Here is a 21528-nt window from a genome sequence, read left to right as displayed (position 1 = left end):
TCGATGAAAATGACTTAGGCGGGATGATTTTCCAGCGCCGGTTTTTCCGTCGCGTCGCTGTCAGTGCCAATGGCGATGCGCTGTGGCTGCAACGCAGGCGGCACATCACGAATCAGGCTAATATGCAGCAGGCCGTTAACGAACTCGGCGGCGGCAACCTGCATGTGTTCGGCCAGCGTGAAGCTCAACGAGAAGGCCTTGCAGACCAGCCCCTGATGCAGATATTCGACTTTACTGTCGGCAGGCGTCGGCGTGCCGCTTACGGTCAGCCTGGTGCCCTCAACCTCAATATTCAGCTCGCTCTGTTTAAAACCGGCGAGCGCCAGCGAGATGCGATAATGATTATCGTCTGACTTCTCGATATTGTAGGGAGGATAACTGGAATCGCTGCCTTGCAGGTTGCTGGCTAATTTATCAAAGCCAATCCATTGACGCAGCAGTGGGGAAAGATCGTGGTTACGCATATTAACTCCTTCATTGAAGCGAGATGATTCACATTTTCTGATGTGCAGTGACGCCATTGCCAAAGCACGACTCCCTTACGGCGAGCGATTCAGAGGTTTTTATTTACTGCTTTTATTTACGTCTTTCATCTACATCTTTCATCTACATAAACGCAGATAAGCATTGATAGAAATTTCATGTAATTTCACTGAAACAGCAAAGTATTAAATTATTTCAATGCGACGCGGTTTTGATGCTTCAGGCACCACGCGTTGTAAATCGATATAAAGTAAACCGTTCGCCAGATTGGCCGATTTAATTTGAATATGTTCTGCCAGCTGGAATTTACGTTCGAAATTACGCTCGGCAATGCCCTGATATAAATAGGTTCTTTCCGCCGGTGGATTAGTATGTGCGCCTTTCACCACCAGCATGTTGTCCTGCGCGGTTATCTCTAATTCGGATTCGGCAAAACCCGCCACCGCAATAGCGATGCGATAGTGATTTTCATCAACTAATTCAACGTTGTACGGGGGATATCCGCCGCCCTGATTCTGGCCTGATTCAATTAAATTAAATAGACGATCGAAGCCAATGGCGGAACGATAAAGTGGAGAGAGATCGAAATTACGCATTAATACTGCCTCCTAACATGCAGCGAGGAAAAATAGAGGCTTTCCATTTGGACAAGCCGATAACGCGCGAATACCCTGACGGCGTATTCTTTAGCAGCGTCGTGTGATAAAAATGGTGCTGAAAAATTTGATTTCAAGCATCAAAAACAAAAAAATTTGGATTAATGTTGGTTAGGTTACAAAAGGTCTACCTGCTCATCGGTATAATGTCGGCGAGATAAGGCGACGTAAAGCCAGATTTAATAGACGATTTAACCGGTGATTTATAAGAATAATCACGATAGTCGCGTAAATCGGTACTACAATTTTAAACGCACTTTCTGAACCTGTTTTGTAGGTTTTAAAGAACATCCTCAGCCCGACAGTTAGAGATGAGTTTAAAGATGAAGAAATTTTTTTTATTACCTGTAGCGACAGGATGCGCTTTTTTAGCAAGCGGTTGTTCAAGCGTAATGAGTCACACCGGCGATTCTCAGGGGTATTATTCCGGGTCTAAAGCCGATATCAGAATGATTGGCAGTGATGAAACCAGCTGGGCGATGACGCCGCTGCTGATTGTCGATCTCCCCTTTTCGGCCGCGCTGGACACACTTTTACTGCCTTACGATTATTATCGCCGCGACAGGCCGGGCACGCTTGAGCGCATCAAGGCGAGCGAAGACCACAACCTGGCGTTGAGCCACGGCGTTGATATCAACCACGTTCCCCCTGTTCCTGCGGCCGCAAACTGATTGCGGCCTTCGTTCAGCGATTTTTATGGGTGAACGGCCGTCACGAACAGCTGATTAAATCCGGAAATCTCGCGCATATACGCCACCCACGCTCCATCTGGAGAGACGACCACCGCATCGCCACTTGGCGGCACGTCGGTTCTTTCCGTCAAACGCTGCATGTCGCCGTTGGCAACGGTCAGCAGCATCACCGAGTTGTCACAGAGTAGCGCGAGCCGCTTTCCATCCGGATGCCAGTTAAACGCCGATTGAATAGCAGACGGCGCGCGGCTGATTTGCCACGGCTCGCCGCCGGTAGGCGAAACGCCCCACACTTGCACAATGCCGTGGTCATCCTTCATCAAAAAGGCGATCGTGCTGCCATCGGGCGAGGCGCGTAGCCAGTGACGCGGCTGGGAAACCAGGCCCGGAAAATCGCGATCGCCGGTAAAGGTGATTCTGCGCTGCCTCACCTTGGCGGGCGGCGCCGGAAGCCGCGTGGCGGTGCCTTGCAGCGGAAACGCGCCCGCCTGCTGATAATCTTGCACGTCGTCGGGTAAATCGACCACAAACACTTCCGGCAGTTTCTCTCCGTTTTCCGACAGCGTGTCGCCAATAAACGCCAGCGCCCAGCGCTGACGCTCTCCGTCAGCCTTCAAATAACCTTGCTGACCTATCCAGCCTTCTTCATAGGCGCGATTAATTTCGTCACTTCCGGCCCGTGGCGTCGCGGTCGTTTGACTCACCAGCAGGCAAAAATGGCTGCCGTCATATTCGCGCGGATGTTTTTTAGCGGATAAAACCGGGCTGTCGGCCAGCGCGACGCCGACGTTGCGCAGGTCTTGGGCGACGTCGTACTCGTGCATGACGTGGTCGTTGTAGGTAAAGCTGACGCGGCTGCCGTCGGGGCTAAAAACGTGCACGTGCGAGCCGCCGCGTAATGCGCCAGCCGTGTAGGGCTCGGTGATGTCGAACGCATCAAGCGTGACGGGTGTGGCAGACGCTTTCGGGTCCAGAATCACGCCGCGACGATGGTGGAAATCATATTTCCAGCCGTCGTCAGGATTTTCGGGTCCGTGAATAAAGACATAACGAGGCGCGGCGTCGGCGCTGACCGTCACTACGCCGACGTGCGCGCCCTGCGTCGCCTGATACAGGGTTTCCACTTCGCCCGTGACAATATTGATGCGCTCAATGGTTGCGCCACTAAACTCGCTGCCTTTCGGGCGAACGTCGTAGGCTAACCACTGGCTGTCGGCGGTCCAGACATTAATATTGGTCAGCTGGTGACCCCGTGCATCAAAGGTTAACTGCTTTTCGCCTGCCACGTTCTTCCCTATTTATTGCGTATTTATCTGTTTAATAGTTACTTATTCAGCACAAATTTATCAATCGCGAAGGCGACGCCATCTTCGGTATTATTTTTGGTCACAAACTGGCTGACGGCTTTTACGCTGTCCAGCGCATTGCCCATCGCCACGCCCAACCCGGCATATTCCAGCATCGCAATATCATTTTCCTGGTCACCCAGCGTCATGATATTTTCGCGCGCGATGCCCAGTTTTTCGGCCAGCTTTTTAACGCCCTGTCCTTTATTCACCGTCTTATCAAGGATTTCGAGATAATAAGGCGAACTCTTCATGATGGTGTAACGCTCTTTGGCATCCTGAGGAATTTGCGTGATCGCGTGGTCCAGCATCTCGGGGTGATCGATCATCATCACCTTAGGGAAACGCATGCTGCGATCCATCTGCTCAACCGAGCGATAGTGCAGCGGAATGCCGGTGATATAAGCCTCGTGAATAGAATACGGGCTGATATCCTGATTGGCGGTATAAAGGTCGGAATAGGTCAGCGCGTGATAGCCCACGCCCAGCAAACGCGCCAACGATTCGAAATAGAGATAATCGTTAAAATCCAGCGTAGTTTCGGCGACAATGCTGCCATCTGCGGCGTTATGCACTAATGCGCCGTTATTGGAAATGCAATAACATCCTTCCTGTTGCAGATCCAGCTCTTGCAGGTAACGCTTGATGCCTATAAAAGGTCGTCCCGTCGCCAGAACGATTTGAACCCCTTGCTTTACGGCGGCCGACAGCGCCTGCTTCACAGCGGGCGTGACTTCATGCTGCGGATTGAGCAATGTTCCATCCATATCAATTGCAATCAATTCAATAGCCATAGCGTCCTCAGAGTTAAGGTGATGTTTCCCATGCTAGCGCGATTGTGCGCCGTAAAGCGAGGCTGAAAAGGGCTATAAAGACACTTTGTCGCCAGTGAAAATATTTTTCACGTTTAATATACGATGATAGGGAATTTCTTCCAGCCTGATAAAATAGACTTCTTTGGGCGATCGCCCCGGATGGGTCTGCCACAGGCTGGTGATGGCTTCTATCCTGAAAAAGCTTTTCTGTTCAAATAGATACTCACTTTCGAGCTTCACCTGACTGGCGACTCGCAGCATCAGCGGCTTCGCGCGTTTCCCTGAGATAATATAGACCGCAATCACAGAATCTGGATTGTTAATCCACTTCGGGTTGAACAGCGCGCCGCGATAAAGGGCAATATTTAGTAGCCGCCCTTCCGCCGAGGCCGACATAAAGATCGGATAATTACTGACAATATCCCCCGCGCGGAAACGCAGCATATTATTGAGCGGCATATCGACCACGCGGATCAGCCGCTGACGCGAAGGGAGATCGGGCAGCATTCTCAGCGCATTTCTCAGGTCACCGGCGCGGCGCAGCATGGTGGCATCGGGAAAAGTCTTCACTAGCTCTTCATTGAGTTGGAAATTGACATTGCCCATGCCTTCGGGCGAGCTGTTTTTGCGCGGATAGTTATTGTAACGCCGCTGTTTGGGCATAAACGACCAGTCGCGGATCGCGCGCTGCTGCTCAATATTGAGCTGGTGGAACGCCTTGATATAGCTGTGTCGATACTGGCGGTTGAATATCGTGCCATGCCAGGTGACGGGCGTGCTCACCAATTTTGTCAGCAATTTCTCCCATTCATTCAAATCAAAGCCATTGACCGATTGAGTAAACGGCAGGCAGGCGCCGCCTATGGCACGCCGACAGCGTCTTGTGAGCTGTTTTCTGATTAATGGCTTTCTTATCAATTGATTGCTGGCCGCTTTATGAATTTTTCGACCCACCGCGCGCAAGGGTTTACGCAGTAAGCGCGCAAGATCAACAGGAGGAACCACAAAGCCGGCGATTTCCAGCGCGGTTATTTTTGCCATTTTATTGACCGTCGGCTGGATAGCCTTGAGCACGAAGTTTCGCAATATTGCGCCCATCAATCCGGCCGCGCGCCCCGCCTTCAAGGCCAGCAGGCCAGCTTTTAGACCACTCAGACTCAATTTCATGAGAGGAATGCCCAACATAAACAAGGTGATGCCCAAATCTATTACATCAAAGGCCAGCTCTTTTAAGGTCGGATGGTAATCAGGATCGTGCAGCTTTCGCTGAATAACGTCAAAGAAAGGCACGATTGAGAGCACGCTTTCCAGCGTGGTTTTATTCAAATTACTGTCGCGCCAGCCATCGACATAGGTGTTGATCGCCTGATGCTGGATTCTGACTAGGCAATCGTTGAGCGTCGGCGTGGTGATGTTGAACTCAATCTCGCGATCAAATCGCGCCATGACAGGCTTTTTCGACGCGGTGCCCTCTATAAAAGTGGGCCATAATTTCGCGAGAACGGCGTCGCTTTCAAGCGTGGCGGCAGGAATACGCTTGCCGTCTTCGACCTTTTTAATCGTCTCGATAATCTCTGGCGTAAACAGCGCGCTAACGTCGGCGACCACCAGCGCGGGTCCCCACAGGCTCGCCGCATAGATCTTTCCCGAGTCGCCTTTCAGAATATAAATAAACGGGCCGTAATTCGTTTGTTCCGTTTTATACGCCGTGTGGGGCAGCAAGACGGTTTCCACCTCACCAATCCGCAGGGAAAACAGCGCGACATAGTGCCGTTCCAAATCAAGCTGACTAATATTCTGGAAAATAACGGTTTTCGCTACCAGCGTGGCGGCATCATCGGCGGCGTGATGGGCTAAATAGCCAGTAAACTGCGCGTAATACGGCGTTAATCCGCCAGCCTGATCGCGCGTTTTAAAGGGTTCTGCGGGTTTACGTTGAGGCTTTTTAAACTGTGCAGCATAAAATTGAACCGCCGCCTCTGGGATATTCAGGGAGTTGTGCTGACGATGAGTCGCCAGAAAATCGGCGTCGAACGTGTCGCTCGCGGCATTCAAATCCCATTCAGTCATCTTTGATTTAACATAATACAGCAGGGTTTCATGACGAATAAAACGGTGCGCGGCGGAAAGTGAATAATTCGCGGCGGCGGGATCCAACAGCCGATTGGCCCACTCTACAAGCGCCTCATCGCTGCGCATAGGCTCAACGTTTTGATGACTGTCTGTTGGATGAACAGCTTTTGGATGAACGGCTTTTGAATGGCGGTCTTTTATATAGTAAAACTTCGCGGTATCCAGCCGATTGGCGGCTAACGACGGATAGCCCGCAGGCAGCGTATTTTGCAGATTTCGTGGGCTTTGCAGATAGCCGATCACCTCTTTCAACGGCTTTTCCCAACGATGCTCCGCGGCCGGTGCTGTAACATTCCGCGTTTGCTCGAGTGCAAACGGCGGAACCGGCGTAGGCAACGCATCGAGCGGCGGCCAATAATGCTCATCGCCCTGATTTCTAGACGATTTATCGTCTCGCTCCTGCTGTTGTCGTTTAGTTCTGCCGCGCTGTACGTCACGCCGATTTACAACTTCGCCATAATTCGGCGGAACACTTTCTGTGGTGGAAGCGAAAACAGTGTCGGCATCGGGCGGCTTTGCAGGCAGCGTTTTCGGTGCGTGATGATAGCCACGCTGCGTTTTTAAGCTTGAAAGTGAGGGAATTAAGGGGGGAAAAATTCTGGCGGAAAGCGTGGATTTTTGGGTAAACCGCGAAGGTTGAGAGGAAGGTTTTTGCATGCAGTCAGGCAATGACTGCGGTAAGTGTATCGACGTCAGTCGATCGCGATTTTTTAGCGTTCGATCTGGCGGCTTTGATAACGCATTTTTAGCCGATAAAGGCGCTGCGGCATGCCTGCTCGGCAGATTCGCCAATAAACCCAGCCCTAACGCGGTGGAAAAAAAGGCTGTCGGAATCGAATTTCTATTTGATCCTTTTACCGCGTTTTTATAGAGGCTGCTGGGTGAATTCGCGACGTTTTTCGCCTCTAAAACGTCTATCTTTTCAAGATAAAGGCGCTGAGATTTGCCTTTCAGCGTGAAAAAATCACGCCCTTTTACTTCATTCTTATTGGCCCTAATCTGTAATGGCTGTGTGCCTGAAATCCGTGGCATAGTCCTGCGGCTCCTGCGCTATTTAACCTGAGATTCATGGAATTAAAGCAAAAAAAATCCGAAGCGATTTCCCGCTTCGGATTCAGTGATAGTAACAGCAGAACTCTGCGATTAAATATCGATATTCGCTGCTTTCAGGGCGTTCTCTTCGATAAATGCGCGACGCGGTTCAACGGCATCACCCATTAACGTGGTGAACAGCTGGTCAGCGGCGATAGCATCTTTGATGGTCACGCGCAGCATGCGACGCTGGTCGGGATCCATGGTGGTTTCCCACAGCTGCTCCGGGTTCATTTCGCCCAATCCTTTATAACGCTGGATTGACAGACCGCGACGCGACTCTTTCTCCAACCACTCCAGCGCCTGCTCGAAGCTGGTAATTGGCTGACGACGTTCGCCACGTTCGATGAAGGCATCTTCTTCGATCAGGCCGCGAAGCTGCTCGCCCAGCGCACAAAGCTTACGGTATTCGCCACCGTGAACGAACTCGAAATCGAGGTCGTAATCAGTATCAACGCCGTGAGTACGAATGCGCAGAACGGCTTCGAAAATCTGACGTTCGCGGTTTTCGCGGACAATCGCGCTGTAGCTGCTGCCGTGTGCTTCTTTTTCGTTAAGCAGCACAACCAAAGATTCAATCCACTGCTGGACTTTGGTCTCATCGCTGAGAGAGGCTTCGCTCAACGTCGGCTGGTAGATAAGATTGTTCAGCAGCGCGCGCGGATAGCGACGCTCCATGCGACCAATCATTTTCTGTACCGCGTAGTGCTCGGCAACCAGTTTCTCCAGCGGCTCGCCCGCCAAGGCCGGTGCGCTGGCGTTAGTGTGCAACGTTGCGCCGTCCATTGCGATGGAGATCTGATACTGAATCATCGCCTCATCATCTTTAATGTACTGTTCCTGCTTGCCTTTTTTCACTTTATACAAAGGCGGCTGGGCAATAAAGATGTGACCACGTTCAACAATTTCAGGCATCTGACGATAGAAGAAAGTCAGCAGCAACGTACGGATGTGAGAACCATCGACGTCGGCATCGGTCATGATGATGATGCTGTGATAGCGCAGTTTATCCGGGTTATATTCGTCACGACCAATGCCGCAGCCCAGCGCCGTAATCAGCGTGGCCACTTCCTGAGAGGAGAGCATTTTGTCGAAACGCGCTTTCTCGACGTTGAGGATTTTACCTTTCAACGGCAAGATAGCCTGGTTTTTACGGTTACGTCCCTGCTTGGCAGAACCGCCCGCAGAGTCACCCTCCACCAGGTACAGTTCGGAGCGAGCCGGGTCGCGTTCCTGACAGTCGGCCAGTTTGCCCGGCAGACCGGCCAAATCCAGCGCGCCTTTACGACGAGTCATTTCACGGGCTTTACGCGCCGCTTCACGCGCACGGGCGGCATCGATGATTTTCCCGACCACGATTTTCGCGTCGCCCGGGTTTTCCATCAGATAATCCACCAGCTTCTCGTTCATCAGCGTTTCAACCGCAGATTTCACTTCCGACGAGACCAGCTTGTCTTTGGTCTGAGACGAGAACTTAGGATCGGGCACTTTCACGGAAACCACGGCAATCAGGCCTTCACGGGCGTCGTCACCGGTGGCGCTGATTTTCGATTTCTTGCTGTAGCCTTCTTTATCCATGTACGCGTTTAACGTACGGGTCATCGCGGTACGGAAACCGACCAGATGCGTGCCGCCGTCGCGCTGTGGAATGTTGTTGGTAAAGCAGTAAATGTTTTCCTGGAAACCGTCATTCCACTGCAACGCCACTTCTACGCCGATGTCATCTTTCACGGTCGAGAAATAGAATACATTCGGGTGGATCGGGTTTTTATTCTTGTTCAGGTACTCCACGAAAGCCTTGATGCCGCCTTCATAATGGAAGTGATCCTGTTTGTCATCGCGCTTGTCGTGAAGGCGGATAGCCACGCCGGAGTTCAGGAACGACAGTTCACGCAGGCGTTTCGCCAGAATGTCGTACTCGAATTCGGTGTGGTTGGTGAAGGTTTTGAAGCTCGGCCAGAAACGCACGGTGGTGCCGGTCGCTTCAGTTTCGCCGACAACTTTCAACGGATTCTGCGGTTCGCCGTGGACGTAAGTCTGCTCGTGAACTTTGCCTTCACGACGAATGACCAATTCCAGCTTTTCAGACAGGGCGTTAACTACCGACACGCCCACGCCGTGCAGGCCGCCGGACACTTTGTATGAGTTATCGTCAAATTTACCGCCGGCGTGAAGAACGGTCATGATCACTTCTGCAGCAGAAATGCCTTCTTCTTCATGAATACCGGTTGGAATACCGCGGCCGTCATCCTGAACGGATACGGAGTTATCCGCATGAATAGTGACCAGAATCTCTTTACAGTGGCCAGCGAGGGCTTCGTCGATAGCGTTGTCCACAACCTCGAATACCATGTGGTGCAGACCAGTGCCGTCATCGGTATCGCCGATATACATGCCGGGGCGCTTACGCACCGCGTCCAGCCCTTTTAATACCTTGATACTTGAGGAGTCATAAGAATTCGACATCAACGTTTCTCGCTCATTTTTAGTCCTGTGATAGAACGGCTATTTTACCTTGTTCCACGCGGAACATCTTGCCCTTTTCACCCACCATATCGGTTACTTGTTCAGCGCCGATTGCGCTGACAAAAACCTGGGCGTGAGTGGCTTTCAGGCGATCGGCCAAAAGCCGGCGTTTGCCGGAATCCAGCTCGGAGGCAAAATCGTCAAGAAGATACAGGCAACGCCGCCCGCTCTGTCGGGTGAGAAACTCACCCTGCGCCAATCTGAGTGCGCACATCAGCAGTTTTAACTGCCCACGCGAAAGCAAATCCTCCACCGGCGTGCCGTCGGCACGGATGCGAAAATCGGCTTTATGCGGGCCGGATGCTGTATAAGTCAAGGCTCTGTCGCGCTCGAACTGGCGCTCCAGCAGTTCGCCGTAGTCACTTTCTTTGTCCCAGCCGCGCTGGAAGGAGAACGTGAGGGCAAACTCGGGCAGGAATTGGGCACAGGTCGCGCTAATATCAGCCGCAATTGCCTGGCTGTACTCTGCCCGCCATTCGCTGATGCGCTCGGCCAGCGGGATCAGCTCCTGATCCCAGGCGCGAATCTGCGCATAGCGACTCACCTGACGCAGCGCGGCGTTGCGCTGCTTGAGTAACCGTCGCAGGTTGCTCCAGGCGATGAAAAAACCGGGATCGTGATGAAAACAGCCCCAGTCCAAAAAAGCACGGCGATACTTTGGACCACCGTTTAATAACGTAAAACCTTCTGGCGTAATCAGCTGCATCGGCAGCATCTGCGCCAGCTCCGACACTTTATGGCCGTCAGTGCCGTCAATCCTGACCTTGCTGTCGCCGGTCCGCGTTTTGCTCAATCCGACACTCAGCTCGCGATCGCCGCCATCGTCAATGCGGCCGTGCAGCACAAACTCCGGCTGATCGTGACGAATCACCCTTCCCGCCTGCAAACTGCGAAAAGCGCGGCCATGCCCAAGCGTATAGACCGCCTCGAGCACGCTGGTTTTACCGCTACCGTTGGGACCGACCAGAAAATTGAATCCGGGCGACGGCGTCAAATCCGCCGCCTCGATGTTGCGGAAATCTTTAATCAGTAATCGCGTCAGAGCCATAAAGCTTTATTTTTTTCCAACAAACAAGGGCGCAAGCGGAGCGTACTCAAGTACGTGAGCATTGCGAGCACTGCCCAATCGCAAAATGGCAAGTAAGCTAGCCCGCAACGTGATCACAAACGCATTGGCATGACGACGTAGGCGGCACTTTTGCTGGCTGCGTCTTCGATTTGCACGCTGGAAACCGAGTCGGTCAGCAGCAGGCGTACTTCTTCGCACTTCAGCGCGTTGAGTACGTCGAGCACGTAGCTGACGTTAAAGCCGATTTCCATTTCCGTGCCGTCGTAGGCGACGTCCAGAATTTCTTCGGCTTCTTCCTGCTCTGGGTTATTTGCCGTGATTTTCAGCTGATTCTGGCTCACGTACAGGCGCACGCCGCGGAATTTCTCGTTGGAGAGAATGGCCGCGCGGGCAAATGCCTGCTTGAGCAGATCACAACCGGCTTGCAGCGTTTTGTCGGGATTCTTCGGCAATACGCGGCGATAATCAGGGAAACGGCCATCAACCAGCTTGGACGTAAAGATAAAGTCGCCGACGTGGGCGCGAATATTGTTGCTGCCGATTTGCAGCTGCAACAGCGAATCGCCGCCGTCGAGCAGGCGAACCAGCTCCATCACGCCTTTACGCGGGACAATCACCGAATGCGACGGCAAAGATTGGCCGATCGGCATTGAACACACGGCCAGACGGTGGCCGTCGGTCGCGACAGTACGCAGCTCTTCACCTTCGGTTTCGAACAGCATGCCGTTTAAATAGTAGCGAACGTCCTGATGTGCCATTGAAAACTGCGTGGCTTCAATCAGACGTTTCAGCGTCGCCTGCGGCAGGGTAAATTCAACTTCACTCTGCCAGTCGTCGAGATTCGGGAAATCGGTCGCGGGCAGCGTAGAGAGCGAGAAACGGCTGCGGCCAGAACGCACCAGCATGCGCTCGCCTTCGAGGGTCACGGAAATCTCCGCGCCTTCCGGCAATCCACGGCAGATATCAAAGAATTTACGCGCCGGCACGGTCGTTGCACCGACGTCATGAGGCTGGGACAGCGCCACTTTCGCGACCATCTCCATTTCAAGATCGGTACCGGTCAACAGTAACGCGCCTTCCGAAACCTTCAGCAGCAGGTTTCCGAGAATAGGCAGTGTCGGTCGTCCACCCAGTGGGCTACTGACCTGTTGCAGTGGTTTCAGCAAATGCTCACGTTCAACAATAAATTTCATAGCGCTAGGAGGATAGTGTCCTGATTAAGTTAGAGAAATCTTCTTTGATGTCATGGCTCTCTTCACGCAGCTGCTCGATTTTTCGGCAGGCGTGCAACACCGTAGTATGGTCTCGACCACCGAACGCATCGCCGATTTCTGGCAGGCTGTGGTTGGTGAGCTCTTTCGCCAGCGCCATCGCCATTTGACGAGGACGGGCCACCGAACGGGAGCGCCGTTTGGAGAGCAGGTCGGCAACCTTGATCTTATAATACTCGGCGACCGTTTTCTGGATATTATCGATGGTCACCAGCTTTTCCTGCAGAGCCAGCAGGTCACGCAGCGCCTCGCGCACGAAGTCGATAGTGATGGCACGGCCGGTAAAGTTGGCGTTGGCTATCACGCGGTTCAGTGCGCCTTCGAGCTCACGCACGTTGGAACGCAGGCGCTTGGCAATAAAGAACGCGACTTCACCCGGCAGGCGAATGTCGTTTTCGTCGGCCTTTTTCATCAGGATCGCCACGCGGGTTTCCAGCTCTGGCGGTTCAATCGCGACGGTAAGACCCCAGCCGAAGCGGGACTTCAGGCGGTCTTCAACGCCGTTAATCTCTTTCGGATAACGGTCGGAGGTCAGGATTATCTGCTGATTGCCTTCGAGCAGGGCGTTGAAGGTATGGAAAAACTCCTCCTGCGAACGCTCTTTATTGGCAAAAAACTGAATGTCATCGATAAGCAGGGCATCGACCGAACGGTAGTAACGCTTGAACTCTTCAATGGCGTTATTTTGCAGGGCTTTCACCATGTCCTGCACGAAACGTTCGGAATGCATGTAAACCACCTTTGCATTCGCCTTGCGGGCCATAATCCCGTTACCTACCGCGTGCAACAGGTGGGTTTTACCCAAACCGGTGCCGCCATAAAGGAAGAGAGGGTTATAGGCGCCGCCCGGGTTGTCTGCCACCTGGCGAGCAGCCGCGCGCGCAAGCTGGTTAGACTTACCTTCGACGAAGTTGTCGAAAGTGTGCTTGGGGTTGACGTTGGAGCGATAGGAGAGCTCCGGCTGAGCCGGCGAGCTGTCCCAGCTTGGACGAGAGGGCGCAGCACGCGGCAGCGTTCGCGCCGCAACCGGAGAACTCACGGTAGCAGCCACGGTTTCATTCACGCGCTGAACCATGGGCTTGCTGCCAACCTCGAAACGTAACAAAGGCGCATCCGTGCCACAAAAATCGTTCAACAGACCGTTAATGTTGTTTAAGTATTTGTCACGCACCCAATCGAGGACAAAACGGTTTGGCGCATACAGAGCCAAAGTGTTGTCACTCAATTCCGCCTGCAAAGGGCGTATCCACATACTGAATTCTGTGGCAGGTAACTCATCCTGCAATCTGGCAAGACACTGCTGCCAAAGCGAAAGTGACACGGCGGACTCCACTCGAACAAGACCAAAAAAGAAAAAGGATCAGGATATTTTTAAATCATGATTTTAGACACACGCCTCGCTCGCACATTTACAGCTACGCCACGGGATAAAACCGTAGAGTAAGTGATAAATAGTGAGGAGATGTCTTTGGGTCACCCTGTCAGCGACCGAAAGCGACGTGTGAACCGATTTGTACGGTTTTTTGTCGGCTATAAGTTTTGTTTAAAAAATCTACAAGCCGATCGGCCATCCGGGACGGATCGCGATCGGGAATGGCGGATCATAACGCAAACCGCGACAGAGATCCTCCCCTTCCTCACAGAATAGATCCTTTTTATCCACAGGCAGGGCATATCGCGTGAACAAGATTCGCCGACAGTATGAATAGTAGGAGGCTGTCTCGCCCTTTGCACAATAAAATAAGTTTTCTCGACAGCTCATTCACAGGTTTTCAACCGCGATCACATCGGCAACGCTCAAGGAATGTTCAAGGATCAAGCGGCGATCCTTGCGATTTGGGCAAGAGTCCGTATAATCCTCAGCCCTACGTGTGATGCCCATGCTCCTGATGGTCATTGGTGACCACGGGAATATTTGGTAAACATTTAGGCGCGCTTTCTAGCAATGTAAATTGACTCAGGACTGTACAATTATTACAATCCCGCTTCTTTATATGTTGCGACAAAGGCATCGGCTGCTTCTGCACCGACAGCCCACGCGTTTACTGATCAGTTTTAATTTTAAGTTTAGGTAGAAATCGCCATGAAACGCACTTTCCAACCGTCCGTACTGAAGCGCAACCGTAGCCACGGTTTCCGTGCTCGTATGGCCACCAAGAATGGTCGTCAGGTTCTGGCTCGCCGTCGCGCGAAAGGCCGTACCCGTCTGTCTGCTTCTAAGTAATAAAAGCTAACCTGTTTAGTGGTTAAGCTAGCTTTTCCCAGGGAGTTACGTTTGTTAACTCCCCGTCATTTCACTTTCGTCTTCCAGCAGCCACAACGGGCCGGCACGCCTCAAATCACCATCCTTGGCCGCCTGAACGAGCTGGGGCATCCCCGCATCGGTCTCACCGTCGCAAAAAAACATGTCAAACGCGCTCATGAAAGAAATCGGATAAAACGCCTAACCCGCGAAAGCTTCCGGTTGAATCAGCATGCGCTGCCGTCTATGGATTTTGTCGTGCTGGTGAAAAAAGGGGTAGCCGATCTCGATAACCGTGCGTTAACGGAAGCGTTGGAGAAATTATGGCGTCGACATTGCCGACAGGCTCCCGCATCCTGATTGCCTTGATACGCGGGTATCAACTGGTAATCAGCCCAATGCTTGGGCCTCATTGTCGTTTTCGACCAACCTGCTCTCAATACGGTATTGAGGCAATTGGTCGTTTTGGCATGGTAAAAGGCAGTTGGTTGACGCTGAAGCGCGTATTAAAATGCCATCCTTTAAACCCAGGTGGTGATGACCCCGTACCGCCGAAAACCGACAATAACAGAGAACATTAACGATGGATTCGCAACGCAATCTTTTCCTCATCGCTCTGCTGTTCGTGTCTTTCATGATCTGGCAGGCCTGGCAAACGGACCACGCTCCGCAACCAGCCAATCAGACCACGCAACAGACTGCGAACACAGCCACCGGTGATGCTGCCAACCAGGCTGTTCCTGGAAGCGGACAGGGCAAACTGATCACCGTCAATACCGACGTCCTCTCGTTAACCATCAATACCCGTGGTGGCGATATCGAGCAGGCGCTGTTGACTCAATACCCGGTAGCGCTGAAATCTACGGCTCCATTCCAGCTGCTCGAAACCTCTCCTAATTTCGTTTATCAGGCTCAAAGCGGTCTGACAGGCAAAAACGGTCCTGATAACCCGGCTAACGGTGAACGTCCTCTGTACACCACCAGCCAGGAAAACTTTACCCTGGGTGAAGGTCAGACCGAACTGCGTATCCCGATGACCTACAAGGCTCAGAACGGCGCAGTTTATACCAAGACTTTTGTTATCAAGCGTGGCGCATACGCGGTGAGCGTTGAGTACAACATCAACAACACCACGTCGGCTCCGCTGGACCTGACCCAGTTTGGTCAGCTGAAGCAAACCGTCGAGCTGCCTAAGCATCGTGATACCGGGAGCAACAACTTTGCTCTGCACACTTATCGCGGCGCGGCTTACTCTTCCAGCGATGACAAATATCAGAAATACGCGTTTGATAAAGACGAAAATCTGAATGTCACTACGCAGGGCGGTTGGGTTGCCATGTTGCAGCAGTACTTTGCTACCGCGTGGATCCCGTCGGCGAAAGACAGCAACACTTTCTATACCAACAACAGCAACGGCATCGCCTCTATCGGCTTTAAAGGCGCACCATTTGTTGTTCAGCCTGGCGCACAGCAGCAGGTTGCCTCCACGCTGTGGGTTGGCCCGGAAATTCAGGACAAGATGGCCGCCATCGCGCCTCACCTTGACCTGACGGTTGACTACGGCTGGTTGTGGTTCATCTCTCAGCCGCTGTTCAAGCTGCTGAAGTTCATCCACAGCTTTATCGGTAACTGGGGCTTCTCCATTATCATCATCACCTTTATCGTGCGCGGTATCATGTACCCACTGACCCGTGCGCAATATACGTCGATGGCGAAAATGCGTATGCTGCAGCCGAAACTGGCCGCGATGCGTGAGCGCATTGGTGATGACAAACAGCGCATGAGTCAGGAAATGATGGCGCTGTACAAGTCAGAGAAAGTTAACCCGCTGGGTGGCTGTCTGCCGCTGGTAATCCAGATGCCAATCTTCCTGGCGCTGTATTACATGCTGTCTGGTTCCATTGAACTGCGCCACGCGCCGTTTATCCTCTGGATCCATGACCTGTCAGCGCAAGACCCGTACTACATTCTGCCGGTAATGATGGGTATCACGATGTTCTTCATTCAGAAGATGTCGCCGACCACCGTCACTGACCCGATGCAGCAGAAGATCATGACCTTTATGCCGGTTATCTTTACCGTGTTCTTCCTGTGGTTCCCGTCTGGCCTGGTGTGCTACTACATCGTCAGCAACCTGGTTACCATTCTCCAGCAGCAGCTGATTTATCGCGGCCTGGAAAAACGTGGTCTTCACAGCCGCGACAAGAAGAAAGCCTAAACGTTAACGACGTTTACCGTAAATAATACGGTATAATAGGTGTACAGGAAGGCGGTCAATTGACCGCCTTCTTTTTTAGCTAAAAACGCAGAGAATTCTATGAATACGTCAGACACTATCGTTGCTCAAGCTACGCCGCCAGGCCGCGGCGGCGTCGGTATTGTGCGCATCTCCGGTCGGGCTGCCAGCCTTGCCGCGCAGGAAATTCTGGGCAAGCTGCCCAAGCCGCGCTATGCCGATTACCTGCCCTTTCGCGATGCCGACGGCAGCACGCTGGATCAGGGCATTGCCCTCTGGTTCCCGGGTCCGAACTCCTTTACCGGCGAAGACGTACTCGAGCTGCAAGGTCACGGCGGGCCGGTTATCCTCGACCTGCTGATCCGACGTATTCTGGCGATTCCGGGCCTGCGTATCGCGCGGCCGGGCGAGTTTTCCGAGCGCGCGTTTCTCAACGACAAGCTGGATTTGGCGCAGGCCGAGGCGATTGCCGACCTGATCGACGCCAGCTCCGAGCAGGCGGCGCGTTCTGCCGTTAACTCGCTGCAGGGCGCGTTCTCGTTACGCATTAATCATCTGGTGGAAGCACTTACTAACCTGCGCATCTATGTCGAAGCGGCGATTGACTTCCCCGATGAGGAAATCGACTTCCTTTCCGACGGCAAAATCGAAGCGCAGCTGAATGCGGTGATCGGCGACCTGAATTCAGTGCGTGCCGAAGCGCGTCAGGGCAGCCTGCTGCGTGAAGGGATGAAAGTGGTGATTGCAGGGCGGCCAAACGCCGGCAAGTCTAGCCTTCTTAATGCGTTAGCAGGGCGTGAAGCCGCGATTGTGACCGATATTGCGGGCACCACGCGCGACGTCTTGCGCGAGCACATTCATATCGACGGCATGCCGCTGCACATCATCGACACCGCCGGTTTACGCGAAGCCAGCGATGAAGTTGAACGTATCGGCATTGAACGCGCGTGGAACGAGATTGAACAGGCGGACACCGTGCTGTTTATGGTTGATGGCACCACCACCGCCGCAACCGAGCCCGCTGAAATCTGGCCTGAGTTTATGGCTCGCCTTCCGGCGTCGCTGCCGATTATTGTGGTGCGAAATAAAGCAGACATTACCGGTGAGACCTTGGGTAAGAGCGAAGTAAATGGTCACTCACTTATTCGCCTTTCGGCCCGTACCGGCGACGGCATCGACCTGCTGCGCGACCATCTTAAAGAGAGCATGGGCTTTAACCAGAACATGGAAGGCGGCTTCCTGGCGCGTCGTCGTCACTTGCAGGCGCTTGAAGAGGCGGCGCAGCACCTGTTGCAGGGTAAAGATCAGCTGTTAGGCGCGTGGGCCGGTGAATTACTGGCTGAAGAGCTGCGTCTTTCCCAGCAATCGCTTAGCGAAATCACCGGCGAATTCAGCTCTGACGACCTGTTGGGCCGTATTTTCTCCAGCTTCTGTATCGGCAAATGATCGGCAATTACAAAGGTTAAAAGTAAGCACTTACTCACAAAATATTTGATCAACGAGTAAGTGCTTAAAAGTTTTAGCCCCGCAGCTTTTGCAGCTGGGTCATCGTCTCTTCTAAATATTGGCCGAGGCTAGTCAAGTTTTGCAGGTCGAAAGAAAACGCGTTATTTTTAATCATCGCCACAGTATATTTTTTTGAAAAACCCTCGAATACTTTCATTAGTTCTCGCACCTTAACCTTGAAGCCATCTTTTCGACTATCCACAATCTTATTAATATCGTCGTGCAGTTTTTTTATTTCAGCCCTGCCTTCTTTATAAGTCGTGATACGGTTTTCCATCATCAAGATTTGTTCAGGATCTGAGGCACCATTTTTTAGCCAACTTTCCTTTTGTGCGATGGTCTCATCAAAATCAGTGATTGAGTGCTTTATATATTCTTCGATACGAGCCTTGATTTTTAAAAGCTGAGTTTTCTTAACTTGAATAGTTATCTTATTTACTTCATTGCTTCTGGTAGAGGAAAGCTCTCGCTGCTGTATTGTCCACAACCCTAATCTGGCTCTTGCCTCTGCCTTGAAGCTAGTGCCGTGACCTTTGGCATCCATACGCAGAAAATCCACGGATACCCAGCCCTCTTCCACAGGAGGAGAGATGAAATCGCGTTTTTCTCGCACTAAATCATTATTATTCAATCGGTTATTTCCCGCCCCAGCTAGAAATTTTCGATTGATAGCATAGGCAGCCCCGCCACTGAGCAGGGTCACTGCGGCTATAGCGGCGAATATTTTAACGGCCGTGAACTGTTTTTTATTTTTAAGCGGCGTTTCGCAGTGACGATAAACCCGTTCATTGTCATCGAGCGATAAAAAGGGCATGGCATAAGCATTACTTTCTGGTGAGGCACGAACGTGAGAATTAACACCCGCCACGCTGTGCGCTAAATTAGTTTTGTTGCTGTAATGTTTTTTTATTGTATCTATTGAGATATAACCTGGATTATATTTTATATTAGTATGGCAACTGCTGCTTCCGTACATACCTTCTCCTTTTTGGACGATATTTAATCTCATCCGCAAAGTACACTAAAATAGGTAATGAATAACCTTAATTAGCGCTTACCTGCCCCTTATATAATCCTTCAATGATCCCCATCAAGCGGCTAATTATTTTCTGTTCTGAATAAAGCTACCGAGTAGGCGCTAATTTAAGGGCTACGCGGCTATTAAAAACGGCTTATTCACCTTAATCCCCCCTTATAGGATTTTTCTCCTGACAAGTTATTTAGCGAATCCGCATGAAGATCGTACTATGAGCGGACTTTCATTCAAACGCTGTACGGACCATTACTCAGGGAGTGAACAATGGCGTGCCACTTTGCAAGATGGGTTACCACGGAGAGCGAGCCGAATACCGAACGCCTGCCCGCCGAGGTGCTGACGTTCGCCAACACCCTGCTCCCCAAGCTGCGCACCCGATTTATTCACGGACGCGTGCTGCTGGCAGAGTTGATGTTTTATCTTTATGGCACCACGAAATTGCCACAGGTCGTGACGCTGCCGAGCGGAAGGCCGTGCTTTGCCAGTAGCGGCCTGCCCGATTTTAGCCTCGCCTATGCTGGCAATACGATTGGTGTGATGTTGAGTAGCGAGGGAAAAGTCGGCCTAGATCTCGAGATTCTGCACGCCCGCACGCCCTTGCATCAGGCGCGCCAATCGGCGCTATCGGCGGTTGAAAAAACCTGGATAACAATGCAATCCGACCCCAACGAGGCCGCCTTGCAGCTGGAATGCATCCGCCAAAGCGTGCATAAAATTTCCGGTCTGAGCGACATCGCCTCCGATAGCCTGATTCTTAATCCCACCTCGGGCCGATTACGCTCCAGCATTACCGCCAATCTACAGGTTTTAAGTGATATTGAAGACGCCGACATCTGGTCTTGCGCCCACGCCCCTGCCGTTCAACGAATGATCTGCTGGCACTACACGCCAGACGAAAATTTCCTTCGCGGACGCACTTTCTCCGCCCAGCAGCAGGTCGATTCATTGCACTTTATGAAATTTACCAGCTTGCCGCCGGCCAAATAATATTAGCGGCCTCAAGACATAGCTCGAGGCCAGATCTTCAATTATCTTTGATATTACTTATTGTCGATAAAGACAATCTTCAATACAAACAGCAGCGTAACGACGATCACGCACGGGCTGATCTCTCTCCAGCGGCCGCTGCCCAGCTTCATCACCACGTAAGAGATAAAGCCTAACGCGATGCCTTCGGTTATCGAGAAACTAAACGGCATCATCACGGCGGTTACGAACGCAGGCACGGCTTCGGTTAAATCGTCCCACGTTACGCGCGCCAGGCTTGACGTCATCAGCACGCCAACATAAATCAGCGCACCGGCGGCAGCGTAGCCTGGCACCATGCCCGCCAGCGGCGAGATGAAGATGACTAACAGGAACAGAATGCCGGTCACCACGGCGGTTAAGCCGGTGCGGCCGCCAATCGACACGCCCGAGCAGCTTTCAATGTAAGCCGTCACGGATGAGGTGCCGATGAACGAACCCGCCACGGAGCTGAGGCTGTCGACAAACAGCGCCTGCTTCATCTGCGGGAATTTGCCTTTGCTGTCCGTTAAGCCTGCTTTATCGGTGACGCCAATCAGCGTGCCCGACGAGTCAAACAGGTTCACCAGCATAAAGGAGAAGATAACGCCGGCCAAACCGACGTTCAGCGCGCCCTTGATATCCACCTGTCCTACGACGGAAGTCACGCTCGGCGGCATCGACCAGATACCGGCATAGTGAACGTCGCCCAGCGCCCAGCCAATCAGAGTAGTGATTACGATAGAAATCAGCACGGCGGCATGCACGTTACGCGCGGCCAGAATGGCGATAATAAAGAAGCCCAGCGCGCCGAGCAGCACGGTGTGAGACGTCAGATGGCCGATAGAGACCAGCGTGTCAGGATTCGCCACCACGATCCCAGCGTTTTTCAGCCCCATCATGGCGATAAACAGCCCAATCCCGCTGGTGATACCAATCCTCAGGCTGGCCGGAATATTGGCTATCATCCAGTAACGCACGCGGAAAATAGTCAGCAGGAATAGCCCGACCGCGCCCCAGAAAATCGCGCCCATGCCGGTCTGCCACGAAATGCCCATCGCGCCCACGACGACAAAGGCGAAGAAGGCGTTAAGGCCCATCGCCGGTGCCAGCGCGACCGGAAGGTTGGCAATCAGCCCCATCAAAATGCTGCCGAACGCGGCAATCAGGCAAGTGGTAACAAAGACGGCCTGCTTGTCCATGCCTGCAATCCCGAGGATTTGCGGGTTGACGAAGACGATGTACACCATGGTCAGGAAGGTGGTAAAACCGGCGACGGTTTCAGTTTTCAGCGTGGTGCCGTGCTGGCTTAGTTTAAACACGCGCTCTAACAGTCCTTGCCCGGCGCTGGCGTTGTTGTGTGGTGTGCTCATTAGCGAGTTCCAAAAGGGAAAATCATTCGGCCGCTATCCTATACCAA

18 protein-coding genes are annotated in these 21528 nt (G+C 52.4%); 7 read left to right on the top strand and 11 right to left on the bottom strand.

Translation table 11 applies throughout. The annotated features are described in order from the left end of the window. Positions 1 to 14 precede the first annotated feature (14 nt). Positions 15 to 464, bottom strand: coding sequence for a small heat shock chaperone IbpB (gene ibpB / locus SC206_RS08130; protein WP_332735980.1), 450 nt, complete (start codon positions 462 to 464; stop codon positions 15 to 17). 204 nt (positions 465 to 668) lie between these two features. Next, complete coding sequence (gene ibpA, locus SC206_RS08125; protein WP_332735978.1) at positions 669 to 1079, bottom strand: small heat shock chaperone IbpA; 411 nt, start codon at positions 1077 to 1079, stop codon at positions 669 to 671. Positions 1080 to 1462: 383 nt separating this feature from the next. Between ibpA and SC206_RS08120 the strand changes: the two genes are divergently transcribed. Then, a complete protein-coding gene (locus SC206_RS08120) occupies positions 1463 to 1810 on the top strand; it encodes a YceK/YidQ family lipoprotein (protein ID WP_332735977.1) in 348 nt (115 codons plus the stop codon). Between the two features lie 23 nt (positions 1811 to 1833). Here SC206_RS08120 and SC206_RS08115 read toward each other — a convergent pair whose 3' ends face one another. The 7 genes from SC206_RS08115 to dnaA all read right to left on the bottom strand — a co-directional run bounded on the left by SC206_RS08115 (position 1834) and on the right by dnaA (position 13404). Further along, positions 1834 to 3117 (bottom strand): DUF3748 domain-containing protein, encoded by a 1284-nt coding sequence (locus SC206_RS08115; RefSeq protein ID WP_332735975.1) that lies wholly within the window; start codon positions 3115 to 3117, stop codon positions 1834 to 1836. Positions 3118 to 3155: 38 nt separating this feature from the next. After that, complete coding sequence (gene yidA, locus SC206_RS08110) at positions 3156 to 3971, bottom strand: sugar-phosphatase (protein ID WP_332735973.1); 816 nt, start codon at positions 3969 to 3971, stop codon at positions 3156 to 3158. A gap of 72 nt (positions 3972 to 4043) precedes the next feature. Next, the gene (locus SC206_RS08105; RefSeq protein ID WP_332735972.1) at positions 4044 to 7157 is read right to left on the bottom strand and encodes a hypothetical protein; all 3114 of its coding nucleotides are present in this window, start codon (positions 7155 to 7157) and stop codon (positions 4044 to 4046) included. A gap of 111 nt (positions 7158 to 7268) precedes the next feature. Continuing rightward, positions 7269 to 9683, bottom strand: a complete 2415-nt coding sequence (gene gyrB / locus SC206_RS08100) for a DNA topoisomerase (ATP-hydrolyzing) subunit B (protein WP_332735969.1) — start codon at positions 9681 to 9683, stop codon at positions 7269 to 7271. A 19-nt stretch (positions 9684 to 9702) separates the two neighbouring features. Next, complete coding sequence (recF, locus tag SC206_RS08095; protein WP_332735968.1) at positions 9703 to 10791, bottom strand: DNA replication/repair protein RecF; 1089 nt, start codon at positions 10789 to 10791, stop codon at positions 9703 to 9705. A gap of 113 nt (positions 10792 to 10904) precedes the next feature. Beyond that, positions 10905 to 12005 (bottom strand): DNA polymerase III subunit beta, encoded by a 1101-nt coding sequence (gene dnaN / locus SC206_RS08090; protein WP_332735966.1) that lies wholly within the window; start codon positions 12003 to 12005, stop codon positions 10905 to 10907. A gap of 4 nt (positions 12006 to 12009) precedes the next feature. After that, positions 12010 to 13404, bottom strand: coding sequence for a chromosomal replication initiator protein DnaA (gene dnaA, locus SC206_RS08085; RefSeq protein ID WP_052673449.1), 1395 nt, complete (start codon positions 13402 to 13404; stop codon positions 12010 to 12012). A gap of 762 nt (positions 13405 to 14166) precedes the next feature. Here dnaA and rpmH point away from each other — a divergent pair. The 5 genes from rpmH (at position 14167) to mnmE (ending at position 18007) form a co-directional block, all read left to right on the top strand. Next, entirely contained in the window at positions 14167 to 14307 is a 141-nt protein-coding gene (rpmH, locus tag SC206_RS08080) for a 50S ribosomal protein L34 (RefSeq protein WP_009637487.1), read from the top strand. An 18-nt stretch (positions 14308 to 14325) separates the two neighbouring features. Beyond that, a complete protein-coding gene (gene rnpA, locus SC206_RS08075) occupies positions 14326 to 14685 on the top strand; it encodes a ribonuclease P protein component (RefSeq protein WP_009637488.1) in 360 nt (119 codons plus the stop codon). Further along, the gene (yidD, locus tag SC206_RS08070) at positions 14649 to 14906 is read left to right on the top strand and encodes a membrane protein insertion efficiency factor YidD (RefSeq protein ID WP_072045099.1); all 258 of its coding nucleotides are present in this window, start codon (positions 14649 to 14651) and stop codon (positions 14904 to 14906) included. Before rnpA ends, yidD begins: the two co-directional genes overlap by 37 nt. Positions 14907 to 14908: 2 nt before the next feature. Continuing rightward, the gene (yidC, locus tag SC206_RS08065; protein WP_332735950.1) at positions 14909 to 16543 is read left to right on the top strand and encodes a membrane protein insertase YidC; all 1635 of its coding nucleotides are present in this window, start codon (positions 14909 to 14911) and stop codon (positions 16541 to 16543) included. Positions 16544 to 16642: 99 nt separating this feature from the next. Further along, positions 16643 to 18007: a tRNA uridine-5-carboxymethylaminomethyl(34) synthesis GTPase MnmE gene (mnmE, locus tag SC206_RS08060; protein WP_332735948.1), complete on the top strand. Its 1365-nt coding sequence runs from the start codon at positions 16643 to 16645 to the stop codon at positions 18005 to 18007. Between the two features lie 73 nt (positions 18008 to 18080). Here the strand turns inward: mnmE and SC206_RS08055 are convergent, their stop codons facing one another. Continuing rightward, positions 18081 to 19043 carry a hypothetical protein gene (locus SC206_RS08055; protein ID WP_332735946.1) on the bottom strand — a complete coding sequence of 321 codons (963 nt, stop codon included), beginning with the start codon at positions 19041 to 19043 and terminating at the stop codon, positions 18081 to 18083. A 324-nt stretch (positions 19044 to 19367) separates the two neighbouring features. On the opposite strand from SC206_RS08055, the gene SC206_RS08050 reads away from it, so the two are divergent. Then, positions 19368 to 20090: a 4'-phosphopantetheinyl transferase family protein gene (locus SC206_RS08050; protein ID WP_332735943.1), complete on the top strand. Its 723-nt coding sequence runs from the start codon at positions 19368 to 19370 to the stop codon at positions 20088 to 20090. A 53-nt stretch (positions 20091 to 20143) separates the two neighbouring features. Here the strand turns inward: SC206_RS08050 and SC206_RS08045 are convergent, their stop codons facing one another. Then, entirely contained in the window at positions 20144 to 21481 is a 1338-nt protein-coding gene (locus SC206_RS08045) for an NCS2 family permease (RefSeq protein WP_332735941.1), read from the bottom strand. Positions 21482 to 21528: the final 47 nt, after the last annotated feature.

The sequence above is a fragment of the Rouxiella sp. T17 genome (assembly GCF_036663475.1).
Lineage (GTDB): Bacteria > Pseudomonadota > Gammaproteobacteria > Enterobacterales > Enterobacteriaceae > Rouxiella.
Note: the sequence above shows the minus strand (reverse complement) of the source record. Positions and strands in the feature narration are given on the sequence as shown.